Raw genomic sequence first — 18,184 nt, 5'->3', positions numbered from 1 at the left:
TGAGGATTTGTGTGAAGTGCTCGGCCAAATGCAAAAGCCCCAGCACGGTGGCTGGGGCTTTTCTTTTCAAATCAGTCGGTTGCTAGAGCTGAACCGGCGTTTCACTAATGGGGTTGTCGCCGTACAGCGCGCCAATCTCACGCTGGGTTTTCTCCACCCAGTTGAACGCGCGCTCATTGAGTTCTGCGATCGCCCGCGGGCCCGTGCCTTCGGCGAACATCGCCGGGCCAATAACCACCTGGATGGTGCCTGGGGTCTTCCACCAGCCCTGTTTCGGCCAGAACTCGCCGGCGTTATGGGCAATCGGCAGCACTGGCAGGTTGGCGTTTACTGCCAGCGCAGTGCCGCCACGGGAGAACTTGCCAATCTGTCCGGCCGGTACGCGGGTGCCTTCGGGAAAAATCAGCACCCAGATATTTTGCTGCAGGCGTTCATGACCCTGCTTGGCCAGCTCTTTCAACGCCGCTTTTGGATTATTACGGTCAATGGCAATGGGTTTGAGCATGGCCATGGCCCAACCGAAAAACGGCACATACAACAGCTCGCGCTTGAGCACCTGGCTCAGCGGGGCGAAATAGCACGAAAGAAAGAAGGTTTCCCAGGTGCTCTGGTGCTTGGAAAGGATCACGCAAGGCTGGGTGGGCACGTTTTCAGCGCCTTGTACTTCATAGCGAATGCCGAGCAGCACTTCAGTCAGCTTCACCGCAAAGCGGCACCAGTTAACGTTGATAAAGCGATAACGGGCTTCAAAGGATTGGAACGGTGCGACGAAGAAACTCAGGCTGCACCAGAGCAAGGCACTGCCGCCGAGGAGGATATAGAAGAGGAAAATTCTGATGGCCAGCACGATCGACATTTAGCGTTATCCGTCGCGGGCAATCCCCGCCTATTGGGTGTGGAGTAACTGCGCGGCAACCGCCGCCAAATCGTCAAATATCAATGTCCCTTCGGGCAACGCGCCCTCCAGGGTCTTTTCACCTTTGCCGGTCTTCACCAACACAGGCTGACAATCGACGGCCAACGCCGCTTCCAGGTCACCTCGACTGTCACCAACAAACCATACGCCTGCAAGATTTGTGTCGTAATGCGCAGCGATGGATTTCAGCATGCCGGGTTTGGGTTTGCGGCACTCGCAGCCCTCGGCAGGCCCATGTGGACAGTGCACCACCAGCCCCAGTTCACCGCCCTGCCCGGCTACCAGTTCGCGCAGACGAGCGTGCATCGAATCGAGCACCGCAGCCGAGTAATAGCCGCGCGCCAGGCCCGACTGGTTGGTGGCGACCGCCACCGTCCAGCCGGCTTTGCTCAGTTGCGCAATGGCCTCGACAGCGCCGGGGAGTGGAATCCACTCCTCCAGCGTTTTGATGTAGGCGTCGGAGTCGTAATTGATCACCCCATCGCGGTCGAGTATCAGCAACTTCACGGCTTACCCCAGCAGCGAGATGTCGGCCACGCCCAGGAACAGGCTGCGCAGCTTGGCCAACAGCGCATACCGGTTGGCGCGCACCGACGGGTCTTCGGCATTCACCATTACCGCAGCGAAGAAGGCATCTACCGGCTCGCGTAAGCCGGCCAGTTGGGCCAGCGCTTCGCTGTACAGACGGGCTTGCGCCAATGGCTGTACGGCGTGGTCGGCTTGCTGAATCGCGGCATTGAGCGAGAACTCGCTCGGCGAATCGAAGTAATGCGCTTCGATACCCGCAGCCACGTTGCCGTCGGCCTTGCTCAACAGGTTGGACACACGCTTGTTGGCCGCGGCCAAGGCTTCGGCTTCCGGCAGTGCACGGAACGCCTGCACGGCTTGTACGCGCTGGTCGAAGTCCAGTGGCGACACCGGGTTTACCGCACGCACGGCCTGGTACACGGCCACGTCGACACCTTCGTCTTCGTAGCGCGCACGCAGGCGGTCGAAGATAAAGTCCTGCACCAGAGACGCCAGGCCGTCATTTTTCACCTTGGCGCCGAACTGCTCGATGGCGAAGGTGATGGTGGCGGCCAGATCGAGGTCCAGTTTCTTCTCGATCAAAATGCGCAGAATGCCAAGGGCAGCGCGACGCAGTGCATAGGGGTCTTTGCTGCCGGTGGGCAGCATGCCGATACCGAAGATGCCGACCAGGGTGTCCAGCTTGTCCGCGATGGCCACGGCCGAACCGGTCAGCGTGCTCGGCAACTCCGCGCCCGCACCACGCGGCATGTATTGCTCGTTCAACGCCAGCGCAACATCTTCCGGCTCGCCGTCATTGAGGGCGTAGTAATAACCGGCGATGCCTTGCATCTCCGGGAACTCGCCGACCATTTCGGTGGCCAGGTCGCACTTGCTCAGCAGGCCTGCACGGGCAGCACGCGGGCTGTCGCCGCCGATACGCGCAGCAATGAACGCCGCCAGCAGGGAAACGCGTTCAGCCTTGTCGAATACCGAGCCCAACTGAGCCTGGAATACCACGTTGGCCAGGCGCGCGTTGAAGCTGTCGAGCTTCTGCTTCTTGTCCTGCTTGAAGAAGAACTCGGCGTCGGTCAGACGGGGGCGAACCACCTTCTCGTTGCCGGAAATGATCTGCGCCGGGTCTTTGCTTTCAACGTTGGCCACGGTGATAAAACGCGGCAGCAACTTGCCGTTGGCATCCAGCAGGCAGAAGTACTTCTGGTTGTCCTGCATGGTGGTGATCAGGGCTTCCTGCGGCACGGCGAGGAAACGCTCCTCGAACGAGCACACCAGCGGCACGGGCCACTCCACCAACGCGGTCACTTCGTCGAGCAACGCTGGCGGCACGATGGCGCTGCCCTTCTGCTCGGCGGCCAGGGTGTCGACGCGCTTGCTGATCAGCGAACGACGCTCGGCGAAATCAGCCAACACATAAGCGCTGCGCAGGTCTTCGAGGTAGTTGGCGGGCGAGCTGATACGCACGCTGTCCGGGTGGTGGAAACGGTGGCCACGGGACTCACGGCCGGCTTTCTGCGCCAGAATCTCGCAATCGACCACCTCGTCGCCAAACAGCATCACCAGCCACTGGGTCGGGCGCACGAATTCTTCTTTGCGAGCACCCCAGCGCATGCGCTTGGGAATCGGCAAGTCGTTCAGCGACGAGGTCACGATACCGGCCAGCAGGCCCACAGCCGGTTGGCCGGGAATGCTCTGGCTGAACTTCAGCTTCGGGCCGCTGCGGTCGATGGCGGAGATATCCACGCCGCATTTTTTCGCGAACCCCAGGGCCGCCTGGGTCGGGTTGCCGTCGGCGTCGAAGGCGGCCTGCACGGGCGGGCCGTCCATGTTCACGCTGCGATCAGGCTGCTGCACGGCCAGTTGATCGATGACCACGGCCAAGCGACGAGGCGCTGCGTAAACGCGGCTGCCGCTGTAGCTCAGGCCCGCGCTTTTCAGGCCTTTTTCGATGCCGGCCAGAAAGGCGTCACCGAGAGTTTTCAGGGCTTTGGGTGGCAGCTCTTCAGTGCCCAGCTCTACCAGAAAATCTTGCGCACTCATTCTGCTGCCTCCAGCTTGGCCAATACTTCATCGCGCAGATCCGGCGCCGCCATCGGGAAGCCCAGACGCGCACGTGCCTGCAGGTAGCTCTGGGCTACCGAACGGGCCAAGGCCCGAACACGCAGAATGTATTGCTGACGGGCAGTCACCGAAATCGCGCGGCGAGCATCCAGCAGGTTGAAGGTATGGGAGGCCTTGAGCACCATCTCGTAAGTCGGCAGCGGCAGCTGCAGCTCGATCAGACGGTTGGCTTCGCTTTCATAAAAGTCGAACAACTCGAACAGCTTGTCGACGTTGGCGTGCTCGAAGTTATAGGTCGATTGCTCCACTTCGTTCTGGTGGAACACGTCGCCGTAGGTGACCTTGCCGAACGGGCCGTCGGTCCATACCAGGTCGTAAACCGAGTCCACGCCTTGCAGGTACATGGCCAGGCGTTCCAGACCGTAGGTGATCTCGCCGGTCACCGGATAGCACTCGATGCCGCCCACTTGCTGGAAGTAGGTGAACTGGGTGACTTCCATGCCGTTGAGCCAGATTTCCCAGCCCAGACCCCAGGCGCCGAGGGTTGGCGATTCCCAGTTGTCTTCAACGAAACGAATGTCGTGCACTAATGGGTCCAGACCGATGCGTTTCAGCGAACCCAGGTACAGCTCCTGGAAGTTGTCCGGGTTGGGCTTCAACACCACCTGAAACTGGTAGTAGTGCTGCAGACGGTTGGGGTTTTCGCCATAGCGACCATCACCTGGACGGCGGCTGGGTTGCACATAGGCGGCGTTCCAGGTTTCCGGGCCGACGGCGCGCAAAAACGTGGCGGTGTGGAAGGTGCCGGCGCCGACTTCCATATCGTAAGGCTGAAGCACCACACAACCTTGCTCGGCCCAATACTGTTGGAGGGCGAGGATCAAGTCTTGGAAGGTGCGCACGGCAGGCGTAGGCTGGCTCACTAATTTCACCTGTACTGAGGCTGCGACAGAAAGGGCGGGAGTATACCCGATTCACCCCGCAAACCACCCTCACCCTCCCCTAGGAGCCCTATGCCACGCTGCTTCTGGTGCAACGACGACCCGCTGTACATCACCTACCACGACGAAGAATGGGGCGTACCGCAGACAGATGCCGGTCACCTCTTCGAAATGCTGCTGCTCGAAGGCTTCCAGGCCGGGCTGTCGTGGATCACCGTATTGAAGAAACGCGAACGCTACCGCCAGGTGCTGTTCGGCTTCGATGCCGGGCGGCTGGCGCAGCTCACCGATGAAGAAATCGAAGGGCTGATGCAAGACCCCGGCATCATCCGCAACCGCCTGAAGCTCGAGGCCGCACGCAAAAATGCCCAGGCCTGGCTGCGGCTGGCGGACCCTGTGGCGTTTCTCTGGTCGTTTGTTGGCGGCGTTCCCAAGGTCAATCACTTCCCTGGGCGCAGCCACGTGCCCGCCGTCACGGCGGAAGCCGAAGCCATGAGCAAAGCCCTGAAGAAAGCCGGCTTCACCTTTGTCGGCCCGACGATTTGCTATGCCTTTATGCAAGCCACCGGCATGGTGATGGACCACACCCAGGATTGCAGCCGCTACGCCCAATTGCGCGGTTAACGTAGGGCGACTATCCGCATCGCGGATATCGCCGTTTCGTCGTCGATCGGTGCGGCGAATATCCCTTGCAGGGATATTCGCCTTACGACACCTGTGCCCCGGGCGGTCCACGATGGGTACAATGGGCCCCTGTTCGAATTCGGGGAATTTGCGGTGGAGAAGTTCAAAGGTGCGTTGATCGTCGGTTTTCTGCGCCTGTTCGCCTTGTTGCCTTGGCGTGCGGTGCAGGGCCTCGGCGGTTTTATTGGCTGGCTGATGTGGCGCTTTCCCAACGGCTCGCGCAACGTCGCTGCCATCAACCTGAGCAAATGCTTTCCCGAACTGGATGCCGCCGCCCACGACCGGCTGCTGAAAAAAAGCCTGATGGACATCGGCCGAACCCTTACCGAAAGCGCCTGCGCCTGGGTCTGGCCAGCGGAAAAATCGCTGAAGCTGGTGCGCGAAGTCGAAGGCCTCGACGTGCTGCAGGCCGCCCTGGCCTCCGGTAAAGGCGTGGTCGGCATCACCAGCCACCTGGGTAACTGGGAAGTGCTCAACCACTTCTATTGCAACCAGTGCAAACCCATCATTTTTTACCGCCCGCCGAAACTCAAAGCTGTCGATGACCTGCTGCGCAAACAGCGCGTGCAGTTGGGCAATCGCGTCGCTCCGTCCACCAAGGAAGGCATTCTCAGCGTGATCAAGGAAGTGCGCAAAGGCGGCTCGGTCGGTATTCCGGCTGACCCGGAGCCGAGTCTGTCGGCCGGGTTGTTCGTGCCGTTTCTGGCCATTGAGGCGCTCACCAGCAAATTCGTGCCCGGCATGCTCGCCGGCGGAAAAGCGGTCGGCGTGTTTCTGCATGCCCTGCGCCTGGAAGATGGCTCGGGCTACAAGGTGATTCTCGAAGCCGCCCCCGAAGGCATGTACAGCACCGACACCCAAGAAGCTGTCGCGGCCATGAGCCAGGTGGTCGAGCGCTATGTGCGCGCCTACCCCAGCCAATATATGTGGACCATGAAACGCTTCAAAAAGCGTCCCGCAGGCGAGAAGAAGTGGTATTGATGCCGCGCCGGATAGCTATTACTGTCTGAGCACCGACGCCCGGACATGACAGGATAAGCATGGATAACAAGCGCGAGTTCCGCCGCAGCCCCCTCAAGGTTCAGTTGCGCATTGATCATCCAGTGCACGGCAAAATGATGGTCACTACCCGCGACATTTCCGAAAGTGGCGTTTTTGTGGTGATTGATGATGCGCGCAGCCTGTTGAACATCGGTGAAGTGTTCAGCGGTCAGGTTCAGGGGCTGCCAGTAGAAGCGCCCGTGGTACGCCTGGAAGTGGTGCGTTTCGAACCCAGCGGTGTTGGCCTGGTCTTTCAGCACGATGCGTAGGTTGGGTTGAGCAAAGCGAAACCCAACGATACCCAGAAAGACGCCCCAACCCCGCTGCTGGTCAGGACGCCTGAGCTTTCCTCTTAACCGTTTGAAACGGTACTGGATTCAATCTCTCCGTATCGTTGGGCTTCGCCTTTGGCTCAACCCAACCTACGCAAAAAAACGCTCATTTCCTTTTCTGCCTGCTTGTCGCCCTTGCCCTGCGCGGCGCGGATGCCCTGCCCCCAGGCCGTTCGCGCAGCGGCTGTGTCACCCCGCGCCAGATGCGCCTTGCCCAATAACTTCCACGCCGCCGAATAGCCAGGGTCGAACTCGACACAGCGTTGCAGGTGCTCGATCGCTTTGGCATGGTCGTTCAGGTCGAGGTAACCCTTGCCCAGGCCGAAACGCAGCAGGGCGTTATCGACGCCTTTACCGAGCATTTTTTCCAGCGAATCGAGCATCGCGGTAGTCCCTTAAAAGAAGGTCAGGCCAACCTGGAACAGGCGCTCGACGTCGCGGATGTACTTCTTGTCCACCAGAAACAGAATCACGTGGTCGCCGGATTCGATCACGGTGTCGTCGTGGGCAATCAACACTTCCTCGTCGCGCACCAGGGCGCCGATGGTTGTGCCCGGCGGCAAGGCGATGTCCTCGATGGCGCGGCCGATCACCTTGCTGGATTTCGCATCGCCATGGGCAATCGCCTCGATGGCTTCCGCTGCACCCCGGCGTAGCGAATGCACGCTGACGATATCGCCACGGCGCACATGGGCGAGCAAGGTGCCGATGGTGGCCAGCTGCGGACTGATGGCGATATCGATCTCGCCGCCTTGCACCAGGTCGACATACGCCGGGTTGTTAATCAGCGTCATCACTTTGCGCGCGCCGAGGCGTTTGGCCAGCAACGACGACATGATGTTGGCTTCGTCATCGTTGGTTAGCGACAGGAAAATATCGGCATCGCTGATGTTCTCTTCCACCAGCAAATCGCGGTCCGAAGCGCTGCCCTGTAGCACGATAGTGCTGTCCAATGTCTCGGACAGATAGCGGCAGCGTGCCGGGTTCATCTCGATGATTTTCACCTGGTAGCGGCTTTCGATCGCCTCGGCCAGGCGCTCGCCAATATGGCCGCCACCGGCGATCACGATGCGTTTGTTGTTGTCCTCCAGGCGGCGCATCTCGCTCATCACGGCGCGGATATGCGCCTTGGCCGCAATAAAAAACACCTCGTCATCGGCTTCGATCACGGTGTCGCCACGGGGCAGAATTGGCCGGTCGCGGCGGAAAATGGCGGCCACACGGGTGTCGACGTTGGGCATATGTTCGCGCAGTTGGCGCAGTTGCTGGCCCACCAGCGGGCCGCCGTAATAGGCCTTTACCGCCACCAGTTGCGCTTTGCCTTCGGCGAAGTCGATTACCTGCAGAGCGCCTGGGTGCTCGATCAGGCGCTTGATGTAGTTGGTCACCACCTGCTCCGGGCTGATCAGCACGTCCACCGGAATGGCGTCGTTGTCGAACAGGCCGGAGCGGGTCAGGTAGGCCGCTTCACGCACGCGGGCAATTTTGGTCGGGGTGTGGAACAGGGTGTAGGCCACCTGGCAGGCGACCATATTCACTTCATCGCTGTTGGTCACGGCCACCAGCATATCGGCGTCGTCGGCACCGGCTTGACGCAGCACAGTGGGGAACGAGCCCTTGCCTTGAATGGTGCGGATATCCAGGCGATCACCGAGGTCGCGCAGGCGGTCACCGTCGGTGTCGATCACGGTGATGTCGTTGTGCTCGCTGGCCAGGTGTTCCGCCAGGGTGCCACCCACCTGACCGGCGCCGAGAATAATGATCTTCATCCGTGTGTATCCCTAGACCTGCTGTGAGCGGCCCCGAAAATAGCAGACCTGTGCCGCCGCTGCACAGGCGCGCTTCAGGCGCGCGGCGCGGCGGCGATCTTGATCAGTTTGGCGTAATAAAAGCCGTCATGGCCGCCCTCTTGCGCCAGCAATTGCCGACCATGGGGCTGTTTCAGGCCGGGCGGTTGCTGGCCCTGCTGGCCGGCGATATCCAGCTCACGGGCGCCTGGCGTGCGGGCCAGAAAGGCCTCGATGACTTCGGTATTTTCCGTGGGCAACGTCGAGCACGTGGCATAGAGCAACACACCGCCAACTTCCAGCGTGGGCCACAGCGCATTCAGCAGTTCGCCTTGCAGTGTGGCCAGGGCGGGAATGTCGTCAGCCTGACGCGTCAGTTTGATATCCGGGTGCCGGCGGATAACGCCGGTGGCCGAGCAGGGCGCATCGAGCAGAATGCGCTGGAACAGTTTGCCGTCCCACCAGGCATCGGTGTCGCGCGCATCGGCGGCGATCAGCTCGGCATTCAGGCCCAGGCGCGCGAGGTTTTCTTTCACCCGCACCAACCGTTTGGCTTCGAGGTCGATGGCCACCACGTGGCTTAGGGCGGGCTCGGCTTCAAGTAGATGGCAGGTTTTGCCGCCAGGGGCGCAGCAGGCGTCCAGTACCCGTTGGCCGGGCGCCAGATCCAGCAGGTCGGCGGCCAGTTGTGCGGCTTCGTCCTGCACGCTTACGCGGCCTTCGGCAAAGCCCGGCAAGGTGGTGACATCACAGGCCTCGGCCAGCACGATGCCGTCGCGGCTAAAGATGCAAGCGCTGGCTTCAAAGCCGACCCGTTGCAGTTCGGCCAGGTATTCATCGCGGCTGCCCAGACGGCGGTTCACCCGCAGAATCAGCGGCGGGTGGGCGTTGTTGGCGGCGCAGATGGCTTCCCAGTGTTCGGGCCAGAACGCCTTCAAAGCTTTTTGCAGCCAGCGCGGGTGGGCGGTGCGGGCCATCGGGTCGTGGTCAATTTCCACCAGCAGCGCTTGCGCCTCACGTTGGGCGCGTCGCAGCACGGCATTGAGCAGACCCTTGGCCCAGGGCTTTTTCAGTTTCTCGGCGGCGCCGACGGTTTCGCCGATGGCCGCATGGGCGGGAATGCGCGTGTAGAGCAGTTGGTACAAGCCCACCAGCAGCAGTGCTTCCACATCACGGTCAGCCGTCTTGAACGGTTTCTGCAACAGGCGTTCGGCCAGTGCGCTCAGGCGTGGCTGCCAGCGGGCGGTACCGAAGGCCAGGTCCTGGGTCAGGCCTTTGTCGCGCGCTTCCACCTTATCCAACTGCTTGGGCAGCGAACTGTTCAGCGACGCTTTGCCCGACAGTACGGAGGCCAGCGCATTGGCCGCAGCCAGACGCGGGTTCATGCGCCGGCCCCCAACACGGTACCCACGGCGAATTGCTCGCGGCGGCTATTGAACAGATCGGCAAAATTCAGCGCCTTGCCGCCGGGCAATTGCAGACGGGTGAGGCGCAAGGCGTTTTCGCCACAAGCCACCACCAGACCATCACGACTGGCGTTGAGGATTTCTCCCGGCGCGCCGTGGCCGTCGGCCGGTTGCGCGGCCAGCACTTTCAACGCTTCGCCATTTAACGTGCTGTGGCAGATGGGCCAGGGATTGAAGGCGCGAACCAGGCGCTCCAGTTCCACGGCCGGGCGGCTCCAGTCCAGACGCGCTTCGTCTTTATTGAGTTTATGGGCGTAAGTGGCCAGGTCGTTGTTCTGCACGTCGCCCTGCAAGGTGCCGGCGGCCAGGCCTTCGATGGCCTGCAAAACGGCAGGCGGGCCGAGTTCGGCAAGGCGGTCGTGCAGGCTGCCGCCGGTGTCGTCGCTGGTGATGGCCGTGGTGACCTTGAGCAGCATCGGGCCGGTGTCCAGGCCCGCTTCCATTTGCATTACGGTCACGCCGCTCTCGGCATCGCCCGCTTGCACGGCGCGCTGGATCGGCGCCGCGCCACGCCAGCGTGGCAGCAACGAGGCATGGCTATTGATGCAGCCAAGGCGCGGGGTATCGAGCACCACTTGCGGCAGGATGAGGCCGTAGGCGACGACCACCATCAGGTCGGCATTCAGGCCGGCGAGTTCGGCCTGGGCCGCCGGGTCGCGCAGCGTCGCCGGCTGCAACACCGCAATATTGTTCTCCAGGGCCAGCTGCTTTACGGGGCTGGGCATCAGCTTTTGCCCACGGCCGGCCGGGCGATCCGGCTGGGTGTAAACCGCCACAATTTCGTGTTGGCTGGCGAGCAGGGCTTTGAGGTGTTCGGCGGCAAACTCGGGGGTGCCGGCGAAAACGAGGCGCAGTGCTTGGCTCATGTTGTATCTCTAAAAGAAAAAAGGCTTGCCGTAGCAAGCCTTTGTGGGAGGCGGTTACACCTGCTGGCGGTGCGCTTTTTCCAGCTTCTTCTTGATCCGGTCGCGCTTGAGCGTAGACAGGTAGTCCACAAACAGCTTGCCGTTGAGGTGGTCGCACTCGTGCTGAATGCAGATGGCGAGCAGGCCTTCGGCGATCAGTTCATAGGGCTGACCATCGCGGTCCAGCGCCTTGATTCTCACCTTCTGCGGGCGGTCGACATTCTCGTAGAAGCCCGGCACCGAAAGGCAGCCTTCCTGGTACTGGTCCATCTCATCGGTGAGCATTTCGATCTCGGGATTGATGAAAACCCGCGGCTCGTTCTTCTCTTCGCTGAGGTCCATCACCACCACGCGCTTGTGCACGTTGACCTGAGTGGCAGCCAAACCAATGCCCGGCGCGTCGTACATGGTTTCAAACATGTCGTCGATCAACTGGCGCAGCGCGTCGTCAACCTCGGTTACGGGCTTGGCGATGGTACGCAGGCGCGGGTCGGGAAACTCGAGGATGTTTAGGATTGCCATATGCGTTGTGTGATGCACTTGTGGAATAAAGTCAAAATCCGCTGCTAATATGCTGAGCAGCATTGAAAAACGGCTTCAGGCCGCGGCTTCCGAGGGTTTCGGAGCAGCCCTTGGGCGTTCTACGTGAAGACACATAATAAAGGGATTCACCGCATGAGGAAATCACTACTCGCCCTGCTACTCCTAGCCGCCTCTGGCTTGGCTCAGGCCGAAGTGCAGCTCAAGGAAGGTCATCCGGACCGCTACACCGTGGTCAAGGGCGATACCCTCTGGGATATTTCCGGCAAGTTCCTCAGTGAACCGTGGAAGTGGCCAGAGATCTGGCACGCCAACCCGCAGGTCGAGAACCCTCATCTGATCTACCCGGGCGATCAGCTTTCGCTGACCTATGTTGACGGTCAGCCACGTCTGACGCTCAACCGTGGCGCGTCGCGCGGCACCATCAAACTGTCGCCGCAAGTGCGCAGCACGCCGATGGCCCAAGCCATTCCGACCATTCCACTGGAAGCCATCGACAGCTTCCTGCTGAAAAACCGCATCGTTGATAGCGACGAGGAATTCATCAAAGCCAACTACGTTGTGGCCGGCACGGCCGAGCGGGTAGTGAGCGGCGCGGGCGACCGCATTTATGCACGCGGCACCTTCGATGAACAGCACCCGGTTTATGGCATTTTCCGCCAGGGCCGCACCTACACCGACCCGGACACCAAAGAGTTTCTGGGCATCAACGCCGACGACATCGGTGGCGGTCAGGTGATTGCCGAGGAAGATGGCGTTGCCACCCTCACCCTCACCCGCACCACTCAAGAAGTACGTAACGGCGATCGGCTGTTCCCAACCGAAGAGCGTCATGTGAACTCCACCTTTATGCCGAGCGCACCGACCACCGAAATCCGTGGCCTGATTCTCGACGTACCGCGCGGCGTTTCGCAGATCGGCCAGTTCGACGTGGTGACCTTGAGCAAAGGCAAACGCGACGGCCTGCAAGAAGGCAACGTGTTGGCGGTGTACAAAACCGGCGAAACCGTGCGCGACCGCGTCACCGGCGAGCAGGTAAAAATCCCCGACGAGCGTGCTGGTTTGCTGATGGTGTTCCACACTTACGACAAACTCAGCTACGGCCTGGTGCTCAGCGCCACGAGGCAGCTCGAAGTGATGGACAAGGTTCGAAACCCGTAACCAACCAAAACCCCCGCCGATGCGGGGGTTTTTGTTTCTGGGGTCTTGTAGGAAATATCCCTGAAATACCCCTCTTCTCGATCAAGGACTGATCTTATGCAAAACACCTCCCCTGCCGAACTGGAAGCGCGCGTGCGCTTGCACTGCCTGCCGGACCTGGGCACCAAACGTTTCCGTACTCTTATCGACGCGTTCGGCAATGCCTCGTCCGCACTGAGCGCACCGGCCGCCGCCTGGCGCGCATTGAAACTACCTGCCGCCTGCGCCGAAGCCCGGCGCGACGAAACCATCCGCCAGCGCGTAAACGCCTCACTGGCCTGGCTGGAACAGTGCAACCACCACCTGGTGATGTGGGACCACGCCGACTACCCCGCCCTGCTCGCCGAACTGCCCGACGCGCCGCCGCTGCTATACGTGGCCGGTAACCCGCAGCTGCTGCAGCAACCCCAACTGGCGATTGTCGGCAGCCGCCGCGCCTCTAAGCCAGGCATGGACACCGCCCACGCCTTCGCCCGCAGCCTGGCCGGCGGCGGCTTTGTGATTACCAGCGGGATGGCCCTTGGCATTGATGGCGCGGCGCACCAGGGCGCGCTGGCCGTGGGCGGCAAAACGGTTGCCGTACTGGGCACCGGTTTGAACCAGATCTATCCACCACGCCACCGCCATCTGGCTACCGATATCGTGGCTCAAGGCGGCGCCATGATTTCGGAACTGCCGCTCGACACCCCGCCCCTTCCTGCCAGCTTTCCGTTGCGTAACCGCATCATCAGCGGCCTGTCGCTGGGCGTGCTGGTGGTGGAAGCCAGCCCTTCGAGTGGCTCGTTGATCACCGCGCGCCTGGCGTTGGAACAAGGGCGCGAGGTGTACGCCATCCCCGGTTCCATCCACCACCCCGGCGCGCGCGGTTGCCATCAGCTCATTCGCGACGGCGCGGCGTTGGTGGAGTGCGTCGAGCATATTCTCGAAGGCCTGCGCGGCTGGCAGAACGTGGCGCCGGCGCCGAAGCGTCGAGCCGGGCCCGTTGCCGTCAAACACCCACTGCTGAAACTGCTGTTTGCCGCGCCGCAAACCGGCGAAGCCCTGGCGGTGGCCAGTGGCTGGGACTTGCCCAAGGTGTTGGCGGCGCTCAGTGAACTGGAAGTGGAAGGCCGTGTGGCCAACGAAGGCGGTGTCTGGGTGGGCCGTTAAGCGGCGCTTCGGTACACTTCCTACAGTGAAAATGGCCCGTAGTGAAAATGACCCCGAGGTGGCGATGACCAGCAGTTGGCGTATCCAGCAGGTAGCGCGTGTAGTGCGCAATGGTGGCGTGATTGCCTACCCCACCGAGGCCGTGTGGGGCCTGGGCTGCGACCCGTGGGATGCGCAGGCGGTCGAGCGCCTGCTGGCCCTCAAGCAGCGCCCGGTGGAAAAAGGTTTGATTCTGGTAGCCGACACCATCGAGCAGTTCGACTTTCTGTTCGAAGACTTCCCCGAGCTCTGGCTCGACCGCCTGGCCAGCACCTGGCCTGGGCCCAACACCTGGCTGGTGCCGCATCAGAATCTGCTGCCCGGCTGGATTACCGGCGAGCACGAAACCGTTGCCCTGCGCGTGAGCGATCACCCGCTGGTGCGCGACCTCTGCGCCCAGGTCGGCCCGCTGGTTTCCACCTCGGCCAACCCCGCCGGCAAACCACCGGCGCGCAATAGCCTGCGTATTCAGCAGTACTTCCCCGATCAGCTCGATGCCGTGCTGACCGGGGCCCTCGGCGGGCGCAAGAACCCCAGCGTTATTCGTGACCTGGCCACCGGCAAGGTGCTGCGCGCCAGCTAAGCCCTAGGGCAGCAGCACCGTGGAGCCGCTGGTTTGCCGACCGGACAGGGCGGTATGGGCAGCGGCGACATCCTTCAGGGCAAAGCGCTGGTTGATATCCACCGTGATCTGCCCGCTCGCCAGCATGGCGAACAGCTCATCGGCCATGGCCTGCAGGTTGGCCGGCGTATCGGCATAGCTGCCCAGGGTTGGCCGGGTGACATACAACGAACCCTTGCCCGCCAGTACGCCCAGGTTCACGCCGCTGACCGGCCCGGACGAGTTACCGAAACTCACCAACAAACCCCGCGGTGCCGTGCAGTTAAGCGACGTTTCCCAGGTGTCTTTGCCGATGGAGTCGTACACCACTGGGCATTTCTTGCCATCAGTCAGTTCCAGCACCCGCGCGGCCACGTCTTCATGGCTGTAATCGATGGTCGCCCAGGCACCCAAGGCTTTGGCGCGTTCGGCTTTGGCCGCCGAGCCCACGGTGCCGATCAGCTTTACTCCCAACGCCTTGGCCCATTGGCAGGCAATGCTGCCCACGCCACCGGCAGCGGCGTGGAACAGGATGGTTTCGCCGCCTTTGAGCGGGTAGGTCTGGCGCAGCAGGTACTGCACCGTCAGGCCCTTGAGCATCACGCTGGCGGCCAGCTCGAAGCTGATGCTGTCGGGCAGCTTCACCAGATGCGCTGCTGGCAAGGTGTGCACTTCGCTATACGCACCCAGCGGGCCGGTACCGTAGGCCACGCGGTCACCGACCTTGAGGTGGCTGACCGCACTACCGACTGCCTCAACTACGCCAGCGCCTTCCGCACCCAGGCCGGAAGGCAAGGAGGCCGGGGAATACAGGCCGCTGCGGTAATAGGTGTCGATAAAATTAAGGCCGATGGCATGGTTGGCCACGCGCACCTCGTTCGGGCCTGGGGCGGCAGGTTGGAAGTCCACGTACTCAAGAACCTCAGGACCACCGTGCTGGGCAAACTGAATGCGTTTGGGCATGGAAAATTCCTATTAAATGACCGGCGAAGCCCTCTATCCAACGCTTGTGCCTGACGGGCGTCAACACCGAAGCGCCCGAGAGCGGTGGTATGCTTGCGCCCCTATTCGGGCCGAGAGCCCCACCGCCAGCGGCTTCTGGGCGGCTAACCGGTTTTTAATTTTGCGTGTTGAAGGTGATGGTGTGAGTGAACGTTCCGCGGCCGTGAAGGCCTACCTGCTCGATCTGCAAGACCGTATCTGCGCCGCCCTGGAAACCGAAGACGGCAGCGCCCGTTTTGTCGAAGACGCCTGGGAGCGTCCGGCAGGGGGCGGCGGCCGTACCCGCGTGATCGAAAACGGCGCGGTGCTGGAAAAAGGCGGGGTCAACTTTTCCCACGTGTTTGGCACCGGCCTGCCGCCCTCGGCCAGCGCCCATCGCCCGGAACTGGCCGGCCGTGGTTTTGAGGCCATGGGCGTGTCGCTGGTCATGCACCCGGAAAATCCGCACATCCCGACCTCTCACGCCAACGTACGGTTTTTTATCGCCGAGAAAGAGGGCGAAGAAGCCGTGTGGTGGTTTGGTGGCGGCTTCGACCTCACCCCGTACTACGGCAATGACGAAGACTGCCAGCACTGGCACCGCGTGGCCGAACAGGCCTGCGCACCCTTTGGCGCCGACGTGTATCCGCGTTACAAAGCCTGGTGCGACACCTACTTTCACATCAAACACCGCAACGAGCCGCGCGGCATCGGCGGCCTGTTTTTCGATGACCTGAACGAGTGGGATTTTGACACCTGCTTCGCCTTTATCCGCGCCATCGGCGATGCCTATATCGACGCTTACCTGCCCATCGTGCAAAGGCGCAAAGGCACCGCCTTCACCGCCCAGCAGCGCGAGTTCCAGGCCTTCCGCCGTGGCCGTTATGTGGAATTCAACCTGGTGTACGACCGCGGCACGCTGTTCGGCCTGCAATCGGGCGGGCGCACCGAGTCCATCCTGATGTCCCTGCCGCCGCACGTACAGTGGGGCTACAACTGGAAACCCGAAGCCGGTAGCGAGGAGGCGCGGCTGACCGACTATTACCTGCAAGACCGCGACTGGTTGGGCGAGGCGGCGCACTGATGGACCGTTATGGCGTTTTCGGCAACCCCATCGGCCATAGCAAGTCGCCGCTGATTCATCGCCTGTTTGCCGAACAAACCGGCCAGCAACTGAGCTACGAGCCGCTGCTGGCGCCGCTGGATGGCTTTACCGCCTTTGCCCGCGATTTCTTCGCCAACGGCCGTGGCGGCAACGTCACCGTGCCGTTCAAGGAGCAGGCTTACCAATTGGCCGATAGCCTCACCCCGCGTGCCCAACGCGCCGGGGCGGTGAACACCCTGAGCAAACAAAACGACGGCGGCCTGCTCGGCGACAACACCGATGGCGCCGGCCTGGTGCGCGATCTCACGGTAAACGCCGGCCTCGACCTCAAAGGCAAACGCATTCTGCTGCTGGGCGCCGGTGGCGCCGTGCGGGGCGTGCTGGCGCCGCTGTTGGCCGAGCAGCCCCATTCGCTGGTGATCGCCAACCGCACGGTGGAAAAAGCCGAAACCCTGGCGCGGCTATTCGCCGACCTGGGCCCGGTCGCCGCCTGCGGGTTCGACTGGATGGAAGCGCCGGTCGACCTGATCATCAACGGCACCTCGTCGAGCCTGGCCGGCGAGCTGCCGCCCATCTCGCCCAGCCTGATCAAAGCGGGCCATACCGTTACCTACGACATGATGTACGGCAAAGGCCTTACTGCCTTCAACCAATGGGCCAGTGGCCACGGTGCCGCACGCACGCTCGATGGTCTGGGCATGTTGGTGGAACAGGCGGCCGAAGCGTTTTTACTCTGGCGCGGTGTGCGTCCGGACAGCGCCACGGTGCTGGCTGAACTGCGGCGCCAACTGGCCTGAGTGGAGAACGGCATGACGATCGAAGCAGACAACAGCCCTACCGAAGAACAAATTCGCGGCTGGCATGCGCACGTCTACTTCGACGCCAGCACCGTCGAGCAAGCCCGCCGCCTGTGTGAAGAAGCGGCCACGCTGTTCGAGCTGAAGATGGGCCGTGTGCATGAAAAGATCGTCGGCCCACACCCGGCCTGGAGCTGCCAACTCGCGTTGCGCCCGGCCGTGTTTGCCCAACTGATTCCGTGGCTGGTGCTGCACCGCCAGGGCCTGTCTATTTTCGTTCATCCCATTACCGGCAACGACTTGGTCGACCACCGCGATCATGGTTTGTGGATCGGCCAGCCGATGGTCATGAACCTCAGCGTGTTCAATCAGCAGCCGCCAACTCAGTTCGACCTGTAGACGTTGTTTGCAGGAATCGAGGCTGAAGCCTCTCCTACAAGGATTGCGCTCTTGGTAGGAGCGGCTTCAGCCGCGATGCTCTTCTAGTTCAGAACCCCCTCCAGAATGGTGTAAACGATGCCGGTGGTAATGGCGATCAACACCACATCACTGCCTACCCGCCTCCATTCATAGCCGTTGTACTGCGGCAAGCCGTGCAGAGCGCGGGCGTCCAGGCGTTTGCCGTAGCCGTGGGGCAGGGGTCGGCCATGTTCGATACGCACACCGGGCGGCAGGTCGGGGCCACGGCCGATCTGGGCGCGATGGTCATAGAACTGCTGACGCACGGGGGCAAAATCCTGCGGGGGTTGGCCATGGCGGTTGTTGGCTTGTTGCGGCGGGCGCTGCTGGTTCTGTTGTTGGTTATGCGCCGGCTGACCGCTTTGTTGATTTCCCTGATTGCCCTGCGGCTCGCGCCCCTGACCGGGCTGGCCATTGCGAGGGTTCTGCTCCTGGCCCGGACCGCCTTGCGGGGCGGCGGTGGCCAGGCTGCTGGCCAACAGGGCGGTAATGCAGAGGCTGGCGATCAGGCGGGAAGTCTTCATGGTCTTGCTCCTTGCTCCGCGCCGCCTCGGCAACATGACTGGGCGGCGGGCCAGCGAGTATTGGCGCTGGTTGCAGGATTAGGCGTGACGCGCTGCTGAAAATTCCTCTGTATCAGGACTTTTACACAGCA

Annotated in this window: 20 protein-coding genes; 9 read left to right on the top strand and 11 right to left on the bottom strand. The window is 62.0% G+C overall.

Annotated features, from left to right (window positions below):
- Positions 1 to 82 precede the first annotated feature (82 nt).
- From PKE98_RS01760 to glyQ, 4 genes are read right to left on the bottom strand one after another with little or no spacing between them, the layout of a single operon-like run.
- The gene (locus PKE98_RS01760) at positions 83 to 856 is read right to left on the bottom strand and encodes a lysophospholipid acyltransferase family protein (protein ID WP_271193493.1); all 774 of its coding nucleotides are present in this window, start codon (positions 854 to 856) and stop codon (positions 83 to 85) included.
- 30 nt (positions 857 to 886) lie between these two features.
- The gene (gene gmhB / locus PKE98_RS01755; RefSeq protein ID WP_271193492.1) at positions 887 to 1,423 is read right to left on the bottom strand and encodes a D-glycero-beta-D-manno-heptose 1,7-bisphosphate 7-phosphatase; all 537 of its coding nucleotides are present in this window, start codon (positions 1,421 to 1,423) and stop codon (positions 887 to 889) included.
- Positions 1,424 to 1,426: 3 nt separating this feature from the next.
- On the bottom strand, positions 1,427 to 3,481 hold the full coding sequence (glyS, locus tag PKE98_RS01750; protein WP_271193491.1) for a glycine--tRNA ligase subunit beta: 2,055 nt from the start codon (positions 3,479 to 3,481) through the stop codon (positions 1,427 to 1,429).
- Complete coding sequence (gene glyQ / locus PKE98_RS01745; RefSeq protein ID WP_108095231.1) at positions 3,478 to 4,425, bottom strand: glycine--tRNA ligase subunit alpha; 948 nt, start codon at positions 4,423 to 4,425, stop codon at positions 3,478 to 3,480. Before glyQ ends, glyS begins: the two co-directional genes overlap by 4 nt.
- A gap of 90 nt (positions 4,426 to 4,515) precedes the next feature.
- Between glyQ and PKE98_RS01740 the strand changes: the two genes are divergently transcribed.
- The 3 genes from PKE98_RS01740 (at position 4,516) to PKE98_RS01730 (ending at position 6,437) form a co-directional block, all read left to right on the top strand.
- On the top strand, positions 4,516 to 5,067 hold the full coding sequence (locus PKE98_RS01740) for a DNA-3-methyladenine glycosylase I (RefSeq protein ID WP_271193490.1): 552 nt from the start codon (positions 4,516 to 4,518) through the stop codon (positions 5,065 to 5,067).
- A gap of 153 nt (positions 5,068 to 5,220) precedes the next feature.
- A complete protein-coding gene (locus PKE98_RS01735; RefSeq protein ID WP_271193489.1) occupies positions 5,221 to 6,108 on the top strand; it encodes a lysophospholipid acyltransferase in 888 nt (295 codons plus the stop codon).
- Positions 6,109 to 6,167: 59 nt separating this feature from the next.
- Positions 6,168 to 6,437 carry a PilZ domain-containing protein gene (locus tag PKE98_RS01730; protein ID WP_271193488.1) on the top strand — a complete coding sequence of 90 codons (270 nt, stop codon included), beginning with the start codon at positions 6,168 to 6,170 and terminating at the stop codon, positions 6,435 to 6,437.
- A gap of 143 nt (positions 6,438 to 6,580) precedes the next feature.
- Here the strand turns inward: PKE98_RS01730 and PKE98_RS01725 are convergent, their stop codons facing one another.
- The 5 genes from PKE98_RS01725 to def all read right to left on the bottom strand — a co-directional run bounded on the left by PKE98_RS01725 (position 6,581) and on the right by def (position 11,180).
- Positions 6,581 to 6,883 carry a tetratricopeptide repeat protein gene (locus PKE98_RS01725; protein WP_271193487.1) on the bottom strand — a complete coding sequence of 101 codons (303 nt, stop codon included), beginning with the start codon at positions 6,881 to 6,883 and terminating at the stop codon, positions 6,581 to 6,583.
- Between the two features lie 12 nt (positions 6,884 to 6,895).
- Complete coding sequence (gene trkA / locus PKE98_RS01720; protein WP_108095227.1) at positions 6,896 to 8,269, bottom strand: Trk system potassium transporter TrkA; 1,374 nt, start codon at positions 8,267 to 8,269, stop codon at positions 6,896 to 6,898.
- Between the two features lie 74 nt (positions 8,270 to 8,343).
- The gene (rsmB, locus tag PKE98_RS01715; protein ID WP_271193486.1) at positions 8,344 to 9,672 is read right to left on the bottom strand and encodes a 16S rRNA (cytosine(967)-C(5))-methyltransferase RsmB; all 1,329 of its coding nucleotides are present in this window, start codon (positions 9,670 to 9,672) and stop codon (positions 8,344 to 8,346) included.
- Positions 9,669 to 10,619, bottom strand: a complete 951-nt coding sequence (gene fmt / locus PKE98_RS01710) for a methionyl-tRNA formyltransferase (protein WP_271193485.1) — start codon at positions 10,617 to 10,619, stop codon at positions 9,669 to 9,671. The genes rsmB and fmt overlap by 4 nt, the downstream gene beginning before the upstream one ends.
- 54 nt (positions 10,620 to 10,673) lie before the next feature.
- On the bottom strand, positions 10,674 to 11,180 hold the full coding sequence (gene def, locus PKE98_RS01705; RefSeq protein WP_271193484.1) for a peptide deformylase: 507 nt from the start codon (positions 11,178 to 11,180) through the stop codon (positions 10,674 to 10,676).
- 153 nt (positions 11,181 to 11,333) lie between these two features.
- On the opposite strand from def, the gene PKE98_RS01700 reads away from it, so the two are divergent.
- The 3 genes from PKE98_RS01700 to tsaC all read left to right on the top strand — a co-directional run bounded on the left by PKE98_RS01700 (position 11,334) and on the right by tsaC (position 14,169).
- Positions 11,334 to 12,359 (top strand): LysM peptidoglycan-binding domain-containing protein, encoded by a 1,026-nt coding sequence (locus PKE98_RS01700; protein ID WP_271193483.1) that lies wholly within the window; start codon positions 11,334 to 11,336, stop codon positions 12,357 to 12,359.
- Between the two features lie 96 nt (positions 12,360 to 12,455).
- Complete coding sequence (gene dprA / locus PKE98_RS01695) at positions 12,456 to 13,547, top strand: DNA-processing protein DprA (protein ID WP_271193482.1); 1,092 nt, start codon at positions 12,456 to 12,458, stop codon at positions 13,545 to 13,547.
- Between the two features lie 64 nt (positions 13,548 to 13,611).
- Positions 13,612 to 14,169 carry an L-threonylcarbamoyladenylate synthase type 1 TsaC gene (gene tsaC, locus PKE98_RS01690; protein ID WP_271193937.1) on the top strand — a complete coding sequence of 186 codons (558 nt, stop codon included), beginning with the start codon at positions 13,612 to 13,614 and terminating at the stop codon, positions 14,167 to 14,169.
- Positions 14,170 to 14,172: 3 nt separating this feature from the next.
- On the opposite strand, the gene PKE98_RS01685 is transcribed toward tsaC, so the two are convergent.
- Complete coding sequence (locus PKE98_RS01685; protein WP_271193481.1) at positions 14,173 to 15,150, bottom strand: NADPH:quinone reductase; 978 nt, start codon at positions 15,148 to 15,150, stop codon at positions 14,173 to 14,175.
- A 181-nt stretch (positions 15,151 to 15,331) separates the two neighbouring features.
- Between PKE98_RS01685 and hemF the strand changes: the two genes are divergently transcribed.
- The 3 genes from hemF to PKE98_RS01670 are packed head-to-tail and all read left to right on the top strand — an operon-like array spanning position 15,332 to position 17,469.
- Positions 15,332 to 16,252 (top strand): oxygen-dependent coproporphyrinogen oxidase, encoded by a 921-nt coding sequence (gene hemF, locus PKE98_RS01680; RefSeq protein ID WP_271193480.1) that lies wholly within the window; start codon positions 15,332 to 15,334, stop codon positions 16,250 to 16,252.
- Positions 16,252 to 17,070 (top strand): shikimate dehydrogenase, encoded by an 819-nt coding sequence (gene aroE, locus PKE98_RS01675; protein WP_271193479.1) that lies wholly within the window; start codon positions 16,252 to 16,254, stop codon positions 17,068 to 17,070. The genes hemF and aroE overlap by 1 nt, the downstream gene beginning before the upstream one ends.
- A gap of 12 nt (positions 17,071 to 17,082) precedes the next feature.
- Positions 17,083 to 17,469 carry a DOPA 4,5-dioxygenase family protein gene (locus PKE98_RS01670; RefSeq protein ID WP_271193478.1) on the top strand — a complete coding sequence of 129 codons (387 nt, stop codon included), beginning with the start codon at positions 17,083 to 17,085 and terminating at the stop codon, positions 17,467 to 17,469.
- An 83-nt stretch (positions 17,470 to 17,552) separates the two neighbouring features.
- Here PKE98_RS01670 and PKE98_RS01665 read toward each other — a convergent pair whose 3' ends face one another.
- The gene (locus PKE98_RS01665) at positions 17,553 to 18,053 is read right to left on the bottom strand and encodes an anti-virulence regulator CigR family protein (protein ID WP_271193477.1); all 501 of its coding nucleotides are present in this window, start codon (positions 18,051 to 18,053) and stop codon (positions 17,553 to 17,555) included.
- Between the last annotated feature and the right edge of the window lie 131 nt (positions 18,054 to 18,184).

Source organism: Pseudomonas turukhanskensis (assembly GCF_027922365.1).
GTDB classification, from domain to species: Bacteria; Pseudomonadota; Gammaproteobacteria; order Pseudomonadales; family Pseudomonadaceae; genus Aquipseudomonas; species Aquipseudomonas turukhanskensis.
The sequence above is the reverse complement of the archived record's forward strand: the minus strand, read 5'-3'. Positions and strand labels throughout refer to the sequence as shown.